Origin of the sequence: Filimonas zeae (genome assembly GCF_014641615.1) — a bacterium.
Taxonomy (GTDB): domain Bacteria; phylum Bacteroidota; class Bacteroidia; order Chitinophagales; family Chitinophagaceae; genus Filimonas; species Filimonas zeae.
Genome location: NZ_BMIB01000002.1, coordinates 277102 through 298015 on the forward strand (window position 1 = coordinate 277102; position 20914 = coordinate 298015).

The 20914-nt window shown below is 46.5% G+C and carries 14 protein-coding genes; 6 read left to right on the forward strand and 8 right to left on the reverse strand.

The window, feature by feature from the left end; all coding sequences use genetic code 11:
• Nucleotides 1-17: 17 nt before the first annotated feature.
• Together IEY13_RS07970 and IEY13_RS07975 are read left to right on the forward strand one after the other, a co-directional pair.
• Entirely contained in the window at nucleotides 18-440 is a 423-nt protein-coding gene (locus IEY13_RS07970) for a hypothetical protein (protein WP_188951459.1), read from the forward strand.
• 5 nt (nucleotides 441-445) lie between these two features.
• Nucleotides 446-1825, forward strand: coding sequence for a mechanosensitive ion channel family protein (locus IEY13_RS07975; protein ID WP_505661238.1), 1380 nt, complete (start codon nucleotides 446-448; stop codon nucleotides 1823-1825).
• 60 nt (nucleotides 1826-1885) lie between these two features.
• Here IEY13_RS07975 and IEY13_RS07980 read toward each other — a convergent pair whose 3' ends face one another.
• Together IEY13_RS07980 and IEY13_RS07985 are read right to left on the reverse strand one after the other, a co-directional pair.
• On the reverse strand, nucleotides 1886-4102 hold the full coding sequence (locus IEY13_RS07980; protein ID WP_188951461.1) for a catalase: 2217 nt from the start codon (nucleotides 4100-4102) through the stop codon (nucleotides 1886-1888).
• A gap of 10 nt (nucleotides 4103-4112) precedes the next feature.
• Nucleotides 4113-4661 (reverse strand): ferritin-like domain-containing protein, encoded by a 549-nt coding sequence (locus tag IEY13_RS07985; protein ID WP_188951462.1) that lies wholly within the window; start codon nucleotides 4659-4661, stop codon nucleotides 4113-4115.
• A gap of 228 nt (nucleotides 4662-4889) precedes the next feature.
• Between IEY13_RS07985 and IEY13_RS07990 the strand changes: the two genes are divergently transcribed.
• Together IEY13_RS07990 and IEY13_RS07995 are read left to right on the forward strand one after the other, a co-directional pair.
• Nucleotides 4890-6521, forward strand: a complete 1632-nt coding sequence (locus IEY13_RS07990; RefSeq protein WP_188951463.1) for a hypothetical protein — start codon at nucleotides 4890-4892, stop codon at nucleotides 6519-6521.
• Between the two features lie 162 nt (nucleotides 6522-6683).
• The gene (locus IEY13_RS07995; RefSeq protein ID WP_188951464.1) at nucleotides 6684-9089 is read left to right on the forward strand and encodes an ABC transporter permease; all 2406 of its coding nucleotides are present in this window, start codon (nucleotides 6684-6686) and stop codon (nucleotides 9087-9089) included.
• A gap of 9 nt (nucleotides 9090-9098) precedes the next feature.
• On the opposite strand, the gene IEY13_RS08000 is transcribed toward IEY13_RS07995, so the two are convergent.
• Nucleotides 9099-9941, reverse strand: coding sequence for a rhomboid family intramembrane serine protease (locus tag IEY13_RS08000; RefSeq protein ID WP_188951465.1), 843 nt, complete (start codon nucleotides 9939-9941; stop codon nucleotides 9099-9101).
• A 66-nt stretch (nucleotides 9942-10007) separates the two neighbouring features.
• On the reverse strand, nucleotides 10008-11165 hold the full coding sequence (locus IEY13_RS08005) for a cation:proton antiporter domain-containing protein (protein ID WP_229687786.1): 1158 nt from the start codon (nucleotides 11163-11165) through the stop codon (nucleotides 10008-10010).
• Nucleotides 11166-11373: 208 nt separating this feature from the next.
• Here IEY13_RS08005 and IEY13_RS08010 point away from each other — a divergent pair, with 208 nt between their 5' ends.
• Together IEY13_RS08010 and IEY13_RS08015 are read left to right on the forward strand one after the other, a co-directional pair.
• The gene (locus IEY13_RS08010; RefSeq protein ID WP_188951466.1) at nucleotides 11374-11811 is read left to right on the forward strand and encodes a hypothetical protein; all 438 of its coding nucleotides are present in this window, start codon (nucleotides 11374-11376) and stop codon (nucleotides 11809-11811) included.
• Nucleotides 11812-11961: 150 nt separating this feature from the next.
• Nucleotides 11962-14367 (forward strand): DUF1963 domain-containing protein, encoded by a 2406-nt coding sequence (locus tag IEY13_RS08015; protein WP_188951467.1) that lies wholly within the window; start codon nucleotides 11962-11964, stop codon nucleotides 14365-14367.
• Between the two features lie 9 nt (nucleotides 14368-14376).
• On the opposite strand, the gene IEY13_RS08020 is transcribed toward IEY13_RS08015, so the two are convergent.
• Genes IEY13_RS08020 through IEY13_RS08035 form a run of 4 tightly spaced genes read right to left on the reverse strand, consistent with a single transcriptional unit; the run spans nucleotide 14377 to nucleotide 20905 of the window.
• Nucleotides 14377-15135, reverse strand: a complete 759-nt coding sequence (locus IEY13_RS08020; RefSeq protein ID WP_188951468.1) for a LytR/AlgR family response regulator transcription factor — start codon at nucleotides 15133-15135, stop codon at nucleotides 14377-14379.
• A 10-nt stretch (nucleotides 15136-15145) separates the two neighbouring features.
• Nucleotides 15146-16246 (reverse strand): sensor histidine kinase, encoded by a 1101-nt coding sequence (locus IEY13_RS08025; RefSeq protein ID WP_188951469.1) that lies wholly within the window; start codon nucleotides 16244-16246, stop codon nucleotides 15146-15148.
• 57 nt (nucleotides 16247-16303) lie between these two features.
• Entirely contained in the window at nucleotides 16304-17719 is a 1416-nt protein-coding gene (locus IEY13_RS08030; RefSeq protein ID WP_188951470.1) for an efflux transporter outer membrane subunit, read from the reverse strand.
• A 21-nt stretch (nucleotides 17720-17740) separates the two neighbouring features.
• Nucleotides 17741-20905, reverse strand: coding sequence for an efflux RND transporter permease subunit (locus tag IEY13_RS08035; protein ID WP_188951471.1), 3165 nt, complete (start codon nucleotides 20903-20905; stop codon nucleotides 17741-17743).
• Nucleotides 20906-20914 lie beyond the last annotated feature (9 nt).

Consider the following 20914-nt stretch of genomic DNA (forward strand, 5'->3'; position numbering starts at 1 on the left):
ACCAACCCCCTTACGCCATGAAGCAATTTCTTTTACTGTTATGCCTTGCATTCCCCTACACATTACCCGCACAAAAAGACACTTCCAGACAGGCTATTAACAACCGGGAAGACAGCTTACTGGTACAGAAATCGCAACAGTTGCAACAGATGACAGCCCTGCGCATAGCAGATTCTGTACGAAAAGCAGAGCTGGAACAACAGATCAGCAGCCTGCGGCTCACAGATAACCTGAAAAAAACTGAATTATTGCAGGAACTGGCTATACTGCAAAGAAGAGACTCTATACAACTGGTGCAGCAAAAGCAAAAAATTGATTCACTACGAAGATTTGTAAAAGGAGTACCCGTTATTTTTTTTCAGGATACACTGATGGTGATATACGACCGGCAGGGCAGTTTCTCCCCCGCGAACGGGCAACAGCCATTGCCGAAAGAATAGAGAAGCTGGCCAAAGATTACTTTTTTCAGCCCGACTCTATGGCCATAATCACTTCCGATGCCACTACCGACCTGGTGTATAACGATCAGGTATTGCTGGGCATTTCAGCAAACGATGCGTTGTGGGTGCAGAAGTCTGCCACAGAACTGGCGCAGTTATACAAGGCCCGCATTAGCAAAGCCATAAAAGCATACCGCCAGGCCACCAGCTGGCAAACCATTGCCCGTGAAATTGCCCTGAGCATATTAATTATAGCGGTGCTGATACTGATAATATATGCCACTGCCAAAGCCCTGCATTGGATAAAAGCAAAAATTACTGCGGAGAAGGGCAAACGCATTAAGGGATTTAGTATACGCGGGTATAAGATATTTAATGAAGACAGGGCCGTGAGTTTTTTTAACGGCGCCGCTACTGTGATAAGGTGGATACTACTGCTGATTGTGTTTTATATAACCCTGCTGCTGTTGTTTGGCATTTTTCCGTGGACGCGCAAGCTGGCCGATTCGCTGCTGAATTCTTTTCTAACTCCTCTGCGTAAAATAATCCTGGGTACCTGGCATTACCTGCCCAACCTGGTAACTATTGCGGTAATCTGTTTTGTGTTCAGGCTGGTACTGAAAGGTATCCGCTTTTTAAAAGAGGAAGTGGAAACGGGTGTATTAAGGCTGCCCGGCTTTTATACCGACTGGGCTGCCCCTACCTATCAGATTATACGGGTGCTGGCACTGGCTTTTATGCTTATTGTTATTTTCCCTTACCTGCCCGGTTCTAACTCGCCCGTGTTTAAAGGCGTATCGGTGTTTATGGGCGTGTTGTTTACTTTCGGGTCTGCCGGTGCGTTGGGCAATATTGTATCGGGTGTAGTGCTTACCTATATGCGCTCTTTTAAAATTGGCGACCGGGTAAAGATTGGCGATGTTACGGGTGATGTAATTGAAAAATCGTTACTGGTTACGCGTGTGCGCACCATTAAAAACGAAATTATATCTATACCCAACGCCACTATTATGAACAGCCATACGGTGAATTACAGCAGTGATGCACCGGACAAAGGTTTAATTGTACATGCTACCGTAACCGTGGGATATGATATACATTGGAGCAGGGTACACGAGTTACTGATTAAAGCCGCCGGCGCCACACCGCTGATAGAAAGCATCCCACCACCATTTGTACTACAGGCCTCGCTGGATGAGTTTTACGTATCGTACGAAATAAACGCTTATACCAAACACCCTAACAGGCAGGCCATTATTTACTCAGACCTGTATAAGCAGATACTGGATTTGTTTAAAGAGGCGGGTATTGATATTATGTCGCCACACTTTTATGTGGTAAAAAACGGCGATGCGGGCAAGCCGGATGAAGGTAAACCACATTAACAAAACGGGAACTACCCTTTACAGATAGCCCCCGTTTTGTACAGTATATTTTATAAGGTATTAAGCAGGCACTTTGCGTGGCACCTCCCTTTCCCAAAACCGGTGCTGTGCTATGGCAAGTATAAACAGATCAGCCAGTTTAGCCGGCTTATCATGCACCGCCACACCACACCTCAGTACCGTTTCTTCTGTATTATCTTCCGGCAGTTTTTTATAAAAGTAAGTAGCTTCCAGTACCTGCTGCGCAGCAGCATCTGCTGCTATGGCTTTGCAGTGCTTAAAGGCCTCATTTAAAAAATGCACCGCATCGGCGTGCGCAGCCAGCGTAGCCACGCTGTTTACGCCACCGGGCACATATACCGCATCGTAAAAAACAGAGGCGCCGGTTAAAAAGCTTTTATCAACAGGTATATGCTCATCGTTCTCTGCCAGTACATACCCCTGGCGCGGTGCTATTACTTCCACAACAGCGCCAGCTGCCAGCAGTGCTTTTTTAACGGTGTTCAACGCTTTGCCATCTACCCCATCTGCTGCCAGCACAGCCACCTGACGGGTTTGAATGGTTTCTTTTATGGTGTTGGCCATACTTAGCGCCGCAGATAAAGGCAATGAACTTTCTTTATGCTCCGGCTGATAGGCTGCAGGGTCAGCATCGGCCGGTATGCTTTTATTTAAAGGCTCTTCACTGTTTTTAGGTATGTGCAAACGCAGGGCGTAAGCTACCTGTGCAGCAAGGCCACTATCCACTTCTGCCAACAGGCGCAGCATACGTTCGCGTACGGGTACAGCCTGTACTTTACCCAGCTCAAAGCTGAAGGCATCTATAATATGATTCTTTTCCGGCTCTGACTGGCTGTTATAAAACAACTTTGCCTGACTGAAATGATCGAAGAAACTGCGGCTGCGCTCCCGTATTTTATGCGCTTCAATACGCTCGGGATAAGAGGTAAAGCCACCCTGCATTTTGCCCGCCATAAAGGGGCAACCGCCACCCAGGCTATTGGGGCTATAGCTGGTTTTACCCTTGTTTATGGTTTGGCGCATATAACCATCGCGCTGGTTATTGTATACCGGCACAACGGGGCGGTTAATAGGTATTTCATGAAAATTAGGACCGCCCAGCCGTATCAGTTGTGTATCGGTATAGGAAAACAAACGCCCCTGCAACAGCGGATCGTTGGTAAAATCAATACCCGGTACAATATGGCCTACATGAAAAGCAACCTGCTCTGTTTCAGCAAAAAAGTTATCGGGGTTACGGTTAAGCGTAAGCTTACCTATACGTTGCACAGGTACCAGTTCTTCAGGAATAATCTTGGTAGGATCTAACAGATCAAATTCGAACTTATGTTCATCTGCTTCCGGCACCACCTGTATGCCCAGTTCCCACTCCGGAAAATTACCGCTTTCTATGGCATTCCACAGATCGCGCCGGTGATAATCAGGGTCTTTGCCCGATATATTCTGCGCCTCATCCCACGCTACGGAATGTACGCCCAGCAGCGGCTTCCAGTGAAACTTCACAAAGCTGGAAACCCCTTCTGCATTTACAAAACGGAAAGTGTGTACACCAAAACCTTCCATCATGCGATAGCTGCGGGGTATAGCGCGGTCGCTCATCAGCCACATTACCATATGGGTACTCTCGGGCATCAGCGATATAAAATCCCAGAACGTATCGTGCGCAGAGGCTGCCTGTGGTATTTCGTTATCCGGCTCTGGTTTAACCGCATGTATAAGATCGGGAAATTTAATAGCATCCTGTATAAAAAACACGGGCATGTTATTGCCCACCAGATCAAAGTTGCCTTCCTGTGTATAAAACTTAACAGCAAAGCCTCTTACATCACGCGCCAGATCGGTAGAACCGCGCGAGCCTGCTACGGTTGAAAAGCGCACAAAAACAGGCGTTTCCTCTTCCGGATGCTGTAAAAAGGCAGCGCTGGTAATAGCCGCCTGCGATTGATATACTTTAAACACACCATGTGCCGCGGAACCGCGGGCATGTACCACACGCTCGGGTATACGCTCATGATCGAAATGGGTTATCTTCTCCCGCAGAATAAAATCTTCCAGCAGCGAAGGGCCTCTGCTACCCGCTTTGAGCGAATTTTCATCGTCGCTGATTCTTACGCCCTGATTGGTGTTCATATACGCACCGGATGCATCAACGGTGTCAGGTGCAAGATCTGTTGTTTTGGCATTATGCGGGTTAACCGCAGCAGTATCCGAAGGTTGCGGATACACACTATCCCTTGCGGGCTTTTTTGATGGCATATAGGTTATTTTAAATTGATTCAGCTATAACGGATAAGTTCTGATCGGCCTCCTGCTCTTCGGCCAGTGTTTGCTGCAACAGTTCAGCTATATCTGGCAGCCCCAGTTTACCGGCAAGTGTATGCAGGCTGGTGTATGCTGCAATTTCATAATGCTCTACCTTGCGGCAGGCAGTAACAATAGCCGTATCGCGCGCTACCGTTCCCGGCTCTGTATCTTCTATAACTGCCTCCCCTTCTTTGGTAAGTCCTTCCATGGCATCGCACTTTTTTGCCTGCGCTTTTTCGTTCAGCAGCGTAAAAATTTCTTCCAGCCGGGTTACATGTACCGCTGTTACATCCAGGTGGCTGGTAAGGGCACTGATAAGTTCTGCATTTTCGGTGGCGGCTATCATTACCGGTAAAGACTTTACCAGTTGATTTTCGGCCCAGTAAATGTCTTTCAGTTCATCCATAAATAATTCCTGTAATTGTTCGTCTGAAGTGGAAGGAGGTGTTGCTTTGTTGGATTTGTCGGATTCGGCAACCGCTGCCTGTTTTGGTTTTGATGCTTTTGACATAGAGTTTACCGGCAGAAGTTTCAGAAAACATGCCAGAAGATGACAGCCGGTACGCTGCGCCAGGTGGCTAACTGGTATACAATAACGCGGGAATAAGTACACGTTTTATGATACCTGTAGCTTGGGAATAATAATTGCATAACCGTTTTTGCAAACCATTATTCCGGCAGTTTCGCTATCTTTCGCGCAAAACCAACCCGCCCTTACAGGCCTATCACACCTACACCCATGAAGAAGATCAGCATCACTGAGAATGACGTTACCACGTTACATATGATATGGGAAACGCCGCAGGAAATTGAAAATATCTGGTTCAGGATTCAGGAGAATAAAGAGCAATCTGCCAGTCACCCCTATTACCATGATCAGGAATTTAATGCCAACGACTTACCCTATCAGTATCTGGAGCGGGCACCGGACGCCCTGGCTGCAATTGTACATTTTTTACAAACAGCCCCCAATAAATACAAAGCCACCTTGCTGCATCATTTAGATCCCGACTTATACTTCCTGAACCGTTACCCCGAATACAAAAAAGCTTTTATACAAGAGATATATAACGCCATACAAGTGGCAGAAATAGAAAACACCGCCGTTGCACTGGCAGGCACGATGAAAACAGAGGGATATAAGGAAATAATTGAAAGCAGGTTTTTACAGCATGATAACCCGGAAAGACATTGGTTTTATTACCGGCTGGCAAATGCGCACCTTACAGCGGGTATAGAGTTATGTATACAAAAAATACTATCGGGCAGTAAAACGCTTCCCCCAATGAAGAGCCTTATGGAAGCACTTAACTATGCCAATACTTATTTTTCTACCGCTGAAGTAAGAGAAAAGACAAGCATTCTCATTCAACTTATCTACGAAAAAAAACTGATACCGCTGGATGAAAAGAAAGGTACAGTAAAAGGCAAGGATTACCAATGGATAAACTATTACATCAAACTGCTATCGCAGTTTGGAGATAGCAGGCTCATTAATTTTGCAGAAGTATTGTATACAAACGAATGGTTTGAAAAACCAATAACATTATTACTATACCGGCTTAAAGGAAAAGCTTATGAGGACAAATTGATAAAGCACATGTTAACCGAACATGAAAATTTTATATTGCCGGAAATTCCATACCTGGACAAAAAACTGGTAACCGACCAGTTGCTTCAAAAAATACTTCAGGCCTATTCGCATGCAGGGCTTAACAGCAAAAAAACGGCCTTTTTACTTTGGAAAACCTTTCAGCAAACGGGCCGGCCCGATTTTATTGAAAACCATTTGCACCTGGTAACCGACAAAACCTTAGCCAGCACCTTTACCACACTGATAACCATAAAAAATAAACCAGTAGAAGATATTATAGCTGATTTTAGACTGGCTGGCTTTTTTACTGATACAGCGGACGCGAACTTACACCAGGTAGTCGCCAGCGCCAAAGAAATACAACCAGAAGCCTTTTTAGGTTACATATTTGACCGTATGTACGCCACTGTTCATTTACATGAATGGCAGTACGATGGCGCTTACAATCCTATGCCTGCCCATTTTGCCCCGCTGCTGGAGCGAATTGCCCGGAAATGCGAAGGCGTACTGGATGGAGCCATCTGTTACACCAGCATGGGTAACAAAGCAAATGAACATGTTATTCATGTGTATTTTAAACATCACGCTTTTTCCATTGGATATGAATCTTTATGGGACTGGGAAGGACATGAACAAATATTCTTCATTTTGAATGAACTGTTTCAGATATCAGGTACTAACAAACGCCTGATAGAAGTACCGGAAAGAATTGACGAATATGTGTTTAGTACTCCTGAATCCATAGCTTATCTGGAATCAATTTATGCAATACCATAAGGAATGCCCCAACTGTAAGCCCAGGTACCTTCAATGGCGCGGCACCGTACACCAGGTGTACGCTACCGGTCAGCAATAGCAGCAGTACGCCAGTTAACAGTATAGCAATCAGCACCTTACATTTTGGCATAGGCATTGGTGCGCAAGGGCTTTCCACCGCCTATGTTCAGAAATTATTTTAAAACGGCTATACGCAACCTGTTGCGTAATAAAGTGTACTCTTTTATCAATATTGCAGGGCTGGCTATTGGCCTTGCCTGTACCATGCTGATATTACTATATGTAAAAGATGAACTGAGTTTTGACCGTTTTCATCACAAAGGTCCGCGCTTGTACCGCATTGTATCTAAAGCAGCCCGTGGCGGAGAGGAACGTTTTGCCGCGCACACCGGGCTTTTACAGGGTCCCCGCTTTACAAAGAACGTGGCTGGTATACAATCTTTTGTACGCATACAGAATGGTCAGGAAGATTTTAAGAAAGATGCCGATGTGGAAAGCCGGGAACTATTGTATGTAGACTCCAACTTTTTACGCGTGTTTACTTTTCCGGTGGTAGCAGGCAATGCAACTACCTGTCTGCAGCAACCCCACTCAGTAGTACTTACCCAGGCAGAGGCAGAAAAACAGTTTGGTACTACAGATGCTGTAGGCAAAGTGCTGATGATGCGCCAAAACGATGCTTTTGTACCCTATAAGGTAACAGCTGTAACAAAAAACTGTCCGCAAAACTCTTCTATACAATACCGCATGCTGCTGCCTTTTCGCGAAACAGAGGCAGATGCCGGCAACAATGAAAACTGGTTTTCTTTTTATCTCAACACCTTTGTAGTGCTGGATGAACATGCCAACCCGGATAACGTTGCCAGCCAGATGCAGCGGTTTTATAAAAAGGATGCCAGCGAAACCTTTAACGCTATGATTGCGCGTTTTGGTGGAGGTAGCAACGGTGTAGGAATGGGTACTTATTTGCTGCAGCCGTTTGAAGAAATGCACCTGAGTAAAACACTGCCGGCCCAGAACGGATTACAAAATGCCAGTAACCCCATGTATGCTACCATACTCTCCGGCATAGCATTGTTTGTGCTGCTGATAGCCTGTATAAATTTTGTAAACCTTACCGTGGCCCGGTCTGTAAGGCGTGCACGGGAAATAGGTATTCGCAAAGTAGTGGGTAGTGGCAGGCAACAGCTGATATGTCAGTTTCTGGGTGAGAGTTTTACGTTATGTGCCATCGCCTTTTTGCTGGCCATTGCGCTGGCGCAGGTAGTGCTGCCTGTGTTTAATGATCTTGCCAATAAAAAATTATCCATCACCTATCTGCTGGATGTAAGGCTGGTTATTAGCTACCTGGCTTTGTTTGTGCTTACAGGTTTGCTGGCAGGCTTTTATCCTGCCCTGGTACTTTCCGGTTACCGGCCGGTTGAAACGCTTTACAGCCGGTTTACCCTTAAAGGTAAAAACTATCTGCAGCAATTGCTGGTAGTGTTGCAGTTTACGCTTGCCTCCTTTCTTATTATGGCTACGTTTATCATTTATGCCCAGTTCAACTTTCTTACTCAAACGGATATGGGTTATAATGCTGACAATCTGATACTGGTGAACAAAAATGATATGACGCATGAGGCAGCGGCCACCTTTAAAACAGAGCTGCTGAAGCACACAGACATAGTATCTGTGGCGCCCAAAAACCGCGGCAACTGGAAAACAGGTGCAAAACTGGCCAACGATTCAACCATAGCCTTTGAATGGGAAACCGTAGACGAAGCCTATATACCCACACTACAGATACCATTGGTACAGGGCCGTAATTTTTCCACCGCCTACCCTGCCGATTCTGCTCAATCTGTTGTAGTAAACGAAGCGTTTGTAAAACAAGCCGGATGGAAGAACCCGATTGGCCAGCCTGTTATTTTCAATTTTCATGATAACAAAACTTTTCAGGTAATAGGTGTAATAAAAGACTATCACTACGCCCCGCTTAACCAGGAAATAGGCCCGCAACTGTTTACCATGAACAATGCCAACAGTTATGGCACCTTTTATATTAAAATAAAACCGGGTACAGCCACCAACAGCCTGAAGTACATACAACAGCAGTTTAAACAGTTTTTCCCTTTTACACCTTACAGTTATGTATTCAAGGAAGAGGAAGTATTAAAAAGCTACGAAGCTGATGCACGCTGGAAACAGATTATTCTGTTTGGGGCCATCCTAACCATATTCATTTCCTGTATAGGATTATTTGGCTTATCTGTATTATCTGCCGAAAAGCGCACCAAAGAAATAGGCATACGCAAAGTGCTGGGTGCTTCGGTACAAAGCATTGTTACCGCCCTATCCAGAGACTTTGTAAAGCTGGTAATAATTGCATTGCTGATTGCTGTACCCATTGCCTGGCTGGCAGCATCAAAATGGTTGCAAAACTATCCTTACCGTATTACACCCGGGTGGGCGGTGTTTAGCGGGGCAGCAGGATTGGTAGTATTAATTGCGCTTTGTACGGTAAGCTTTCAGGCCGTGAAGGCGGCCTGTGCTAATCCCGTAAAAAGTTTGAGAACGGATAGTTGAGAAGAAGGATCAGCTGTTTTGGGAATACCTTTTAAGCTTATCCTTTTCAGCCTTGCTTAAACCATTCATTCCTTTTTTATTTATTTTATCAAGAATTCTGTCTATTTCCAACTGATTATTCGTTCGCTCTTCGTTGTACTTGTGATCAATAGAGTAATAGTGTTTATGCGCCTTAAAATAGAAATTATCTACCAGTAAAATATGGGGCTTTGTAATAATGAGGCAAATGAAAGCGACGGTGGGAAGTGCAATAATTAAAATGGTGAGGAAGTTTTCTGCCAGCGCATAAGGCTCAAGCAATAAAGCAACCAGCATACCTACCAATGCACCACCTAAATGAGCATCATGTCCTATATTATCCTTGTTAGATCTGATGCCGTAGATGGAATATAACACATATGCAAGGCCGTATAACCAGCCGGGAATAGAAAAAGGAAGCCCGATAAAACCGATTTCCAGCCCGGGAAATACTGCAATGGAAGCAAATATAACCCCGCATATGGCCCCGGAAGCACCTACAGCACTGTAATCGCCATGATTTCTGTGAACCAATAAGGAAAGTAATCCGCCACCAATTAAACTGGCAAAATAGATGATTAAAAACTTTAGTGCACCCAGGCTTTCCTCAATAAGTCCACTGAATACGTACAAACTGATGATATTGAAAATAAGGTGCATCCAACCAACATGTAAAAACCCGGATGTAATAACGCGTTTATAATCTTTGTGTATCAGAATACTGTCTACCTCAAATTTATACCCGTTAAAAAACGTTTTATTGGTAAAGCCTTTGTACGAAAAGGCAACGTTTGCCATAATCAGCAGCAGCCCTGTAATGCCCGTATCAGTCATGCTAAGTAGTATTAAGGTTGTGGGTATTATCAAATATACTCAAGTTTCATTACCGGGCAAATTGCCTCACAACCGGTAATGTCCGCGCAGCCAGCGCGCCACCAGACTGGTCCATACGGTAGATAATAACAGCGAAAGGCCGGTTACCACCACGCATATTTTAAAAACAGGTTCTTCTATAATACCCATGCTAAATGCCACAGATGCCGCCAGTATACCAAACTCGCCGGTTTGCGACAGCAGTGCCCCTGCCTGAAAACTGCTGTGCCAGGGAAACCGGAGCAGGCGAAAAGTGAGTGCGGAAAAAAGACTGTTGCTGCACATAACCACCATGGTAATGGTAAACACCAGCAGATAATGGGTTTTGAGGTAAGCCAGATCTATCATTAACCCTACCGATACAAAATACAACGCCACAAAAAACACGCGAAAAGGTTGCAGTACTTTTTCCAGCCAGTGAAAAGCCCGCATACGGCCTATAAAAATACCTGCAGCAAAACTACCCACAGGCCCCGATAACCCTATGGCAGAGGCCAGTACCGCAAAACCCAGACAAATTACTGCCCCCATAAAAACCTGGAGATCATGATCCTGATCCATCTCTTTTAAAAATGGCAGTTGAAACAGGTTGCGGTTACGGATGGCCCGCAGCAGCAGAAAAATTAATACAGAACCTGCTATAGCAGAAAGCAGCTTGCCAGCTGCCACCTGTTGATGGCCCATCAGCTGAAACAACGTAAGCACCGGTGCCAGCATAATATCCTGTAGCAATAACATATTTAATACAGTACGACCTATAGGTGCCTGCAAAAGACCATTGCGCCGCAACAGATCGCTTACTACCGCCGTGCTGTTAAACGTAAGCAGCACAGTAAGCAGTATAATGGCAGGCCAGTTCCATTGCATTAACCAGGCCACCAGTAAGGCAAAAACAAAGCTGAGCGCTGTTTTTACCCCCTGCCCTATCAGCGGGGGCAGCAGCAGGGCTTTACGGTCGGGTATATCTATTTCCATACCCAGAAAAAACATCAGCAGCAACACGCCCAGTTCCCCTACCTGGGCAATTTGTTCTGTATTGGTAAACATCCCGGTTACATGTGGCCCCAGTAATACACCCGCCAGTATATACGCAGCCAGGTAGGGCTGGCGTAGCTTTTTCAGCAAAAAAATAAGCAGTAGAATAATCAGACACAGTATACTCAAAGGCAACAGCATGTGATTCATCGGTTCACTTTTTAAGTAACCGCTTATCAACCCCAATGCCATTGCTGTTAGTGCGAAATTCTGACGGTATATAGCTGTCAGTTTTTCTTATTTGCAGAAAGAAGGCTGATAAAATAACCGACCTATGGTGTATATGTTTTTACAGAAATTTATGTTCCGGTTATAGACGCAGGACCAATTTTTGCCTGTACATACCTAAAGCGAACTTATGAAGTTAATTCCATCTTTCATCAGCGGCCTTGCAGGGGCCGGAGCACTTACTTTATTACACCAATGGGTAAAAAAACGGGCATCGCAACCGCCACAAATGGACAAGCTGGGTATGCAGGCCATGGAAAAAGCTTTTGCCGCTACGGATATGGAACTACCCTCGCGCGATGAACTATATGACTACACCCTGGCGGGCGACCTGGCAGCCAATGCGGCTTATTATGCGCTGGTAGGCACCAAACCCGGCAGCAGCATACTCACCGGCAGCGTATTGGGTATTGTGGCAGGTACTGCCGCCGTAGCCCTGCCGGGCAAGCTGAAGCTGAACCCCGAATACAGCGGCGCTACGCCGCAAACAAAAGCATTAACCATAGCCTTATATACTGCCGGTGGCCTTGTTGCCGGAACAGTGTATCAATGGCTGAAGAAGAAATAATGTTTCAAACATAATCCAGAGCCGCCGGTATAGCACCGGCGGCTTTTTTGTTGGGTGTTTGTTTAACAAAAGGCTTATGTGTAAGCCCATGATAAACGCTGTTCAACCCTTATCTTTACCCCTATTGTTAACCAGCACCTATGTAATTGTATGAAAACAGCCTCTACAGAAACACTCTCTGTTCAATTCCCCGACATTTATGAAAGTGTAAGAACCATTTGGGAAAGTGCCCGCGGAGAACATTTTGAAAAGGATGAGTATGCCTCTATTATTATTGTGGGGTTGAATGAAGTAAGCCACTTTGACAAGTATAAAGGCAAAGACCTTACAGAACGCTTTTTAAACAGCTGCCTGGAAGCCCGTGGCATTGTAAATATTGTACAGGACAAAACATTACCTGTTGCAGGAGCCACCAGTACCATACGCATAACACAATCGGAAGAAGGCTTTCTGTACTATTTTGGAATGGTGCCTGTAAACAGTGAGTTTGTATACCTGATTACAGCTGACTGTTATGCCAGAGAGCGCAGCAGGTACGAACCGCTGTTTGATGAGACCTGGCAGAGCCTGCAATACTTTGGCAACCCATGGACGGCCATGAAAAAGCAGAAAGACGCACTGTCTGCCCTGTTTGGAGAAGATGATGATGACGAAACAGATGGCGAAGCCGGTACTCCGGAGATTCCCTCCTTTGAAATACCAGCCGATGGAAAAGAAAGATTTACCGTAGGCGATGTAACCTTTCAAATATCGTTAGACGAAGACAACCCGGTACATATATATGAGCTGGATGGATCGCTGAACATACAAATAAATGGCGAAGCGCCGGACTATGAAAATCACCCGGATATTCTGAATGATTACGAGGATGGTAAAGTATACCTGCGCTTTAGTTTTAAGCAGATATACGAAGCTGGCGTACCTACCGGCCAATTCACCTACCAGAACAGTCGCGATGATACCTATATTTCTTCTTTGTGGAAAAGTGGCTTTTACTACAGCCTGGACCTGAACGGCAAGGTTACCCTGAAAGAGGGATGGCTGGGTATAGAAGGCTATATGGCTAATACCTACGGCGAAGAACGATACCCCATACAAGTGGCAGTTCGCATTCCGCAGGAAGCGCTGGACTGGAGTAAATACACCTTTGCAAAGTTGGAAGAACTGGATACTGCACCGGCAACAATGGTTACAAGGCTAAGCCTGACTGACCCGCCGGCAGATGCGGTGGATGCAGCACTACGCCCGTTAACTGAACTGGAAAACCTGCTGGTTTATTTTAAAAACGGAAAAAGCTTTACCGAAATACCCAAAGCCATACGAAAGCTGAAGCGGCTGAAACAACTCACACTATCGGGCATAGGAAATGTTACCCACATACCTGAATGGATTGGTGATTTGAAAGCACTGGAAGAGTTACACATTTCCGGCAGTAAGGCAGAGGGCATGCACCCATATATACTGCAACTGCCGCTTTTAAAACGCCTGTACCTGCACAACAACCAGCTGGGCTCTATAGCGCCGGGATTGCCGGAAACACTGGAAAGGCTGGTACTGGACAATAACCAGCTAAGTACTGTACCCGCCAGCTGGGTTACGCATAAAAATCTGAAATCGCTGAACATTCAAAACAACCCGCTGGAACATTTGCCAGCCGGTATTGAAAATATTGCCCGGCTGGACCTGGAAACAGAAAAGAAAATGGCCCTGCTGGATTATACTTACAAGGGTGCAGACGGCAAAGGCACCGTTACCTGGAACAACAGCATATACGAAGCACAGCAGCACCCTGATTTACAGCAAATACTAAACGCCCAAACCTCTGCATTGCTGCCCACTGTACAACCGCAGGCACGTGCAGCTGTAGGTTTTTATACCGTAGCCGAAGACGATTATGCACGTACCGGCCAGCACCGCTTTGGCGGACTGCCCGACCTGCCCACCGGCGTAGGCTACCCGTTTTTTACCACGCATGACGGGGAAGAAAAAGCATGGCAGTTTATAGCGCAGATTAACTGCGCAGACGTTGCACCCCTGCAACAGTACCTGCCCCGCACCGGCATCCTGTACTTCTTTATCAAAGACCAGGAACAGTCAGATCCGCTGGTAATGTATTACGATGGTGATATAGCCACGCTGCAAAGTGCACGGGAACTGACCATTACGGAAGAAGACGTGTACGATCAAAACGGTGTATATGCCCCCTGGATGGCGGATACAGCAAAGTACCCTTCTATACCGCATGCCTGGAACAACGAACTGGAAGACGACCCCGATGAAGCAGAAGCCCTGAAACAGGCATTATACCCCAACAATACCCGCCCTGCGCACAGTATAAACAGCTATGTATTTAAACAGCACGACAACCCCGAAGCGGAAGCAGTAGATAAGCTGAAAGGCAAGCCGGAAGACTGGATGGTATTACTACGCGTAAGCAGCGATAATAACCCTGGTTTTAACTTCTGGGATGCGGGAGAAATTTACTTTGTAATACACAAAAGCGACCTGGCTAAAAAAGAGTTCAGCAATGTGTATTGCGGTTTGGAAAGCAGTTAGTCTGCAGCCTTACTTGTCCAGCCACTCCTTAAATACCGGCACTTTTTCACGGCTAACCATTATTTCACGCTGCGGATCGCGCTTCAGCACTATCCGCAGCTTGCTGCCGGAATAGTTTTGAATACTATCTATACTGCCGGCATGAATAATATGCTGGCGGTTTACGCGGAAAAACTCTTCGGGGTTTAATTGCTCTTCCAGTTCTTCCATGGTAAGGCTGATGGGCAGCTGGTTACCATCTTTTAATACCAGATAAGTAATGGTATGCGAATAGTGAATAAAATCAACCTCCGATACATTCACCGTTTTATACCCATCCCTGAAGGGTATCATAAACCGGGTGCGGTACGCAGGCTGCTTTTTATTCACCAGTTCCAGCAGTTGCTGTACCAATACATTGGCATCCTGCGGCTCTTTAGCCACATTCACTTTTGCCAGTGCCTGTTGCAGATCATCTTTCTCAACCGGCTTTAGCAGGTAATCCAGGCTGTTTACTTTAAAAGCCCTTACCGCATACTCATCATACGCAGTGGTAAATATAACCGGGCAGGGCACATGTACTTTGGGAAAAATATCAAAGCTTAAACCATCTGCAATACGTATATCCATCAGCGCCACATCCGGCGCTTCATTTTCCTGAAACCATGCCACACTGCCGGTAACCGTATCCAGCGTAGCCACCACCTCAATAGTGGCATCTATTTCTGCCAGCAGCTTTTTCAGGCGTAATATATTGGGCCTTTCGTCTTCTATAATTACTACACGCATGTTGGTTGGGTTACAGATTAACTAATGGCAGTTTAACTACAAACTGCTGATCTACCTCTTCCACAATTACTTCCTTTTCAAAAAGCAGTGCATACCGCTCTTTAATATTCGCCAGCCCCAGCCTGGTAGACGGCAGTGCATGCGGTATCAGCTGAATAGAATTGCTTACTACCAGATTGCCCTCTGCATCGTCATAAATACGGACATATAAAGGCTGCTGTGCAGAGGCAATATTGTGTTTAATAGCGTTTTCGATAAGTAACTGCAGCGTAATAGGCGGAATACCTTTTTCCATGCTGTGGGGTGATACGCTGGTTTGAATGATTACGTTTTCGCCATGGCGTATCTCTATCAGGAAAATGTAAGACTGAATAAAATTCAACTCCTGCTGCAGGCTTATAACATCGTTATTGAGGTTGGAGATCATATACCGGTATACGCGCGACAACTTTTCCAGAAAGGACGTAGCCAAACGGGCATCTTCTTCAATTAATACCGATAGTGTACTGAAGTTGTTGAACAGAAAATGCGGATCCAGCTGTAGTTTCAATGATTGCAGCTGTGCCTGCATAGCCGTTTCTTTCAGCGCGGCGGCATGCAGTTGCAGCTGCGCAGCCTCTACCATAGAGTTTTTCCAGCGGCGCAGAAAATAGCTACCAGTATGTACTGAGTTAAGGAGAATAGCCACCAGCATAGATACCGACACAAACTGCCACTCTTCCATCTGATCTTCTTCTGTAAACTCAGCCGGCTTATCTATAAACCGTATAATTACAAAATCAAATGCTTTCAAAAATATAAATACCGCCAGCAGCACTGCTGCAAACTGAGTAAAAAAACGGCGCAGGGGCCAGGTTTCCCAGGGCATTACCTTATCCAGCCAGCGGGTAGAGGTAAGACTGCTTTCTGTAATAAGCCAGCTGATAATAAGCCCTATAAAAAGCTCCAGCACCAACCGCTCTGCAGGTGCGTTGGCCAGAAAAGTCCAGTACCTGCTAAAGGGGTTAATAACATAGAAAACAACAGTATACACCACATACACCAGCGGTACAATTACAATGCGGTAATTGCGGTTAAACGTTTTGTCTTTTCCGGGGCGAAACTCTGTCATTTTCTATGTGCATTATTTATGGCAAGCATTGTTAAAGATAGCAATTAACTACGTTAGCTATTTCCAGCCACCGCCCAACGCACGATACAGTTCTACCGTGGCGCTCAACTGATCTCTTTTCAGCGAGGCCAGATCCAGCTCGCTCTGTAACGCGTTGCTTTGTGCCGTAATTACTTCCAGATAATCAGCCATACCATTCTGAAACAACAGGGTGGCATTTTGGGTAGCACTTTTCAGCTTCTCTACCCGTTGGCTGGTAAAAACAGACTGCTGCTGCAGCTTCTCTATTTTCACCAGCGCATCACTCACCTCCTGCACCCCGGTTACTACCGACCGCTGAAATTCGATAGCACTCTTCTGCCAGTCAATCTTTGCCTTTTCCCAGTCTGTACGCAATTTCCTGCGCTGAAATACAGGTTGGGTGAGACTGCCCCCTATTGTTTCAAAAAGGCTGCCCGGTATGTTAAACCAGTTGTTTGCTTTGAAGGAGTTTACCCCTACGCCTGCCGTAATATTCAGGGCAGGATACATGGAAGCTTCTGCCACGCCCACCCGTGCATTGGCTGCTTTTACCGCCAGTTCTGCCGCATGTATATCGGGCCGGTGAGTAAGCAGTGCAGCAGGCACGCCTGCCGCTGCAACCGTATCAACCGTTACCTGCTGCAGGTGTATACGGGCCACGGTACCCGGCATAGCACCGGCCATGGTTTGCAGCGCATTTTCCTGCAGGGTTAACTGCTGCTCTATCTGTGGCACCAGTGCCTGCGCCACGCGCAGCTGTGCCTCTGTTTGTTCAATAGCCAGGTTGGTAATCCGGCCCGAGCTGTATTGCAGCCGCATAATGCGCAGCGTACTATCGGTTAAAGCCACATTACGCAGTGCTATTTCTTTCTGGGTATCCAGCATAAGCAGGTTATAATACCCCTGCGCTACCTGGCTTACCACTCTGGTTCTTACTGCTTTGGCCGCTTCGGCAGTTTGCAGGTAATCGGCCAGTGCCGCTTCTTTCAGGTGGCTTATTTTGCCCCAGGCAATTGCCTCCCAGGTAAGGTTTAAACCGGCACTGTAATCATCCATATACCGGGTGCCTATAAACTGCTCGCTCAGCGAGCCGTTTAAACTGTTTTTAGAAGGCCAGTTACGCGTGGCCGTTACCTGCAGGTTCAGCTCCGGCAGATTGCCCAGCTTTGCATTGTGCAGGGTTTGCCCGGCCGTTTCTATATTCTTCAGCGCTATCTGCACATCAAAATTTTTAGCCAGGGCGCTATCTATCAGTTGTAGCAGCACCGCATCTTTAATAAAGGAATGTACCGGCAAAGCGGCTATTCCCGCAGAATCGGTACCGGCGGCAGTGTTGCCCCGGTACTGTGCAGGCATGTCGGTAGCGGGTCTGGAAAACTCCTTCCCCACGCGGCAGGCATTCAGGCCCGCCGCAATTACCACACAGCCCGCTGCATATATCAGTTTATTCATTTTCTTTTTTTTGAATCTTACTTACGCATGTGCTGTTTTCACATCTATATCGCCCGAAGGTTTCTCCTGCTTTTTTCCAGATACTTTTTCCTGCAGGTACTGGAATACAATAAACAACACCGGTATAATAAATACACCCAGTATTACCCCGGTTAACATACCACCGGCAGTACTGATACTGATGGAGTGGTTGCCCTGTGCACTCGGCCCTTTTACCGTAGTAAGCGGTAACAAACCAGCCACAAAAGCCAGCGAGGTCATGATAATGGGCCGCAGCCTCAGCTTAGCTGCTTCCATAGCTGCGGATACCAGTGTTTTGCCTGCTTTACGGCGCTGCACCGCAAACTCCACAATTAATATGGCGTTTTTAGCCAGCAAACCAATCAGCATTACCAGGCCCACCTGTACATAAATATTGTTATCAATACCTGCCAGGCTAATGGCTATAAACACACCCAGCAGACCGGTGGGTATAGAAAGCAGTACGGCCAGTGGCAGTATATAACTTTCGTACTGCGCTGCCAGCAGAAAGTATACAAACACCAGGGCCAGCGCAAATATGAACACCATCTGACTGCCCGATTCTTTTTCTTCCCTGGTAAGGCCCGTCCACTCAAAGCTGTAACCCGCAGGCAGTTTGGTGGCTGCCAGCTGCTCTACCGCTTTAATAGCATCGCCCGTACTGTAACCGGGGCGCGGCATTGCGTTAACAGCAATGGCGTTGAACAGGTTAAAACGGTTCATGGTTTCTGGCCCGTATACGCGTTTAAGCGTTACCAGGCTGTTTACGGGCACCATATTGCCCTGATTGTTTTTTACAAACATGCCTTCCAGGCTGGCAGGGTTGTTACGCGTTTCTGCGCTTGCCTGCACCATTACCCGGTAGTATTTACCAAAGCGGTTAAAATCGCTCGCCTGGCTGCTGCCGTAGCTGGTTTGCAGATTACTCATGAGATCGCTTACGCTTACGCCCAGCTGTTTGGCTTTTACCGCATCCACTTCCAGCTGGTACTGCGGAAAATCGGCCCGGAACATGGTAAACGCCATAGCTACTTCCGGCAACTCCATCATCTGGCCTATAAAACGGTTAGCCGTTTCGCTGAATTTTTCAACAGCGCCTCCGGTACGGTCCTGCAACTGCAATTCCAAACCGCTGAAATTACCAAAGCCGGGTACCGTAGGAAAGGTAAACACACTGAAGGTGCCTTCTTTAATACCGCCCAGCAACTGATTCATTACCCCTACAATGGCCTGAATATCCTGCACATCTCCTCTCTCTTTAATAGGCTTCAGCTTTACAAAACCCATAGCATAAGCCGGGCTGGAACTGTTGCTTAACAGGTTAAAGCCCGAAATAGTAGTGGATGATTCTACCGCGGGTATGGTACGCAACAACGTATCAGCCTGTTTCAATACCTGTGTGGTACGGTCCAGACCGGCACCCGGCGGTAATGCCAGCGAAAAGGCTACAAAGCTCTGATCTTCCTCGGGAATAAAGCCTTTAGGCGTACGGTTCATCATCCATAATGTAGCCAGGGTAACCAGCGCCAGTGCCGCCAGGCTTATCCATTTAAAACGGATCATGGTTTTAATACCACCGGTATACTTACGCGTCATGGCGTTAAAGCCATTATTGAAAGCGTTAAAAAAGCGTTGCTTAAAGCCGGCGTTATGTGTACCTGCCGCGTGGTTGTTTTTTAAAAACAGCGCACACAAAGCAGGGCTGAGCGTAAGGGCATTAAATGCCGATATAAGAATGGCTACCGCCAGTGTAAAGGCAAACTGCCGGTAAAACACACCGGTAGGCCCTTCCATAAACCCTACGGGTAAAAACACTTCCGTCATTACCAGGGTAATAGAAACAATAGCGCCCGATATCTCGCTCATGGCACTCATGGTTGCCTGCCGCGCCGGCAAATGCGTCCGTTCCATTTTACTATGCACCGCTTCTACCACCACAATAGCATCATCCACCACAATACCAATAGCCAGCACCAGGGCAAACAACGTAAGCATGTTAATAGAAAAGCCCAGCATTTGCAGGAAGAAGAATGTGCCTACCAGCGATACCGGTACTGCAATGGCCGGAATAAGCGTGGAACGGAAATCCTGCAGAAACAGAAACACAATTACAAACACCAGAATAAAGGCCTCTATCAGCGTATGTTTTACCTGATCTATAGAAATATCCAGCTGCTCTTTGGTACTCATGGTTACATGGTAACCCATGCCTTTGGGAAAGCTGGCTGCTGCCTTTTTCATCACTTCCTGTATCTGCACCTGAATAGCGTTGGCGTTGGAGCCATTTGTCTGGAATACAGCCATGGTAACTGCATCTTCGCCATTTACTTTGTTATCGGTGGTATAGTTGGCTGCCCCCAGTTCAATACGGGCAACATCTTTCAGGTATAATACAGAACCATCTGCCGCCGCACGTATTACAATGTTCTCGTACTGCTCCGGCTGGTTAAACTTACCGGTATAGTTAATTACATACGATAGTGGTTCATTACCACCTTCCCCAAACTTACCGGGCGCGGCTTCCAGGCTCTGATCCTGAATGGCCTGCGTAACCTCGGTGGCTGTTACGTTGTGTGCTGCCAGTTGCGCGGGATTCAACCATACACGCATGGAATAATCCTTGGCACCGAATATCTGCGCCTGGCCCACACCGGGTATACGCTTCAGTTCGGGTATAATGTTTATTTTGGCGTAGTTCTGAATAAAGGTTTCGTTATAACGGCTTTTATCCTCACTATACATATCAAGGATCATAATCATACCGTTCTGCTGTTTGGTGGTAGCCACCCCTGCCTGCACCACCTCAGCCGGTAACTGACTGGTTACCTGCGCCACACGGTTTTGTACGTTTACCGCCGCCTGATCCGGATTGGTACCCAGTTTAAAAAACACCGATACGGTAGCCGTACCATCGTTACTGGCGGTAGATTGTATATAAGTCATGTTCTCCACCCCGTTAATAGCCTCTTCCAGCGGGGTTACCACCGAACGGAGTACTGTGGCAGCGTTACCGCCGGGAAAAGTGGCGGTAACCACCACACTGGGGGGAGCAATATCCGGAAACTGGGTAACCGGTAACCGGGTAACACCTACTATACCCAGTATTACCAGTATTACAGACAGCACTGTGGCAAGCACAGGCCTTTGTATTATTTTATTGAGCATAATGTTGTA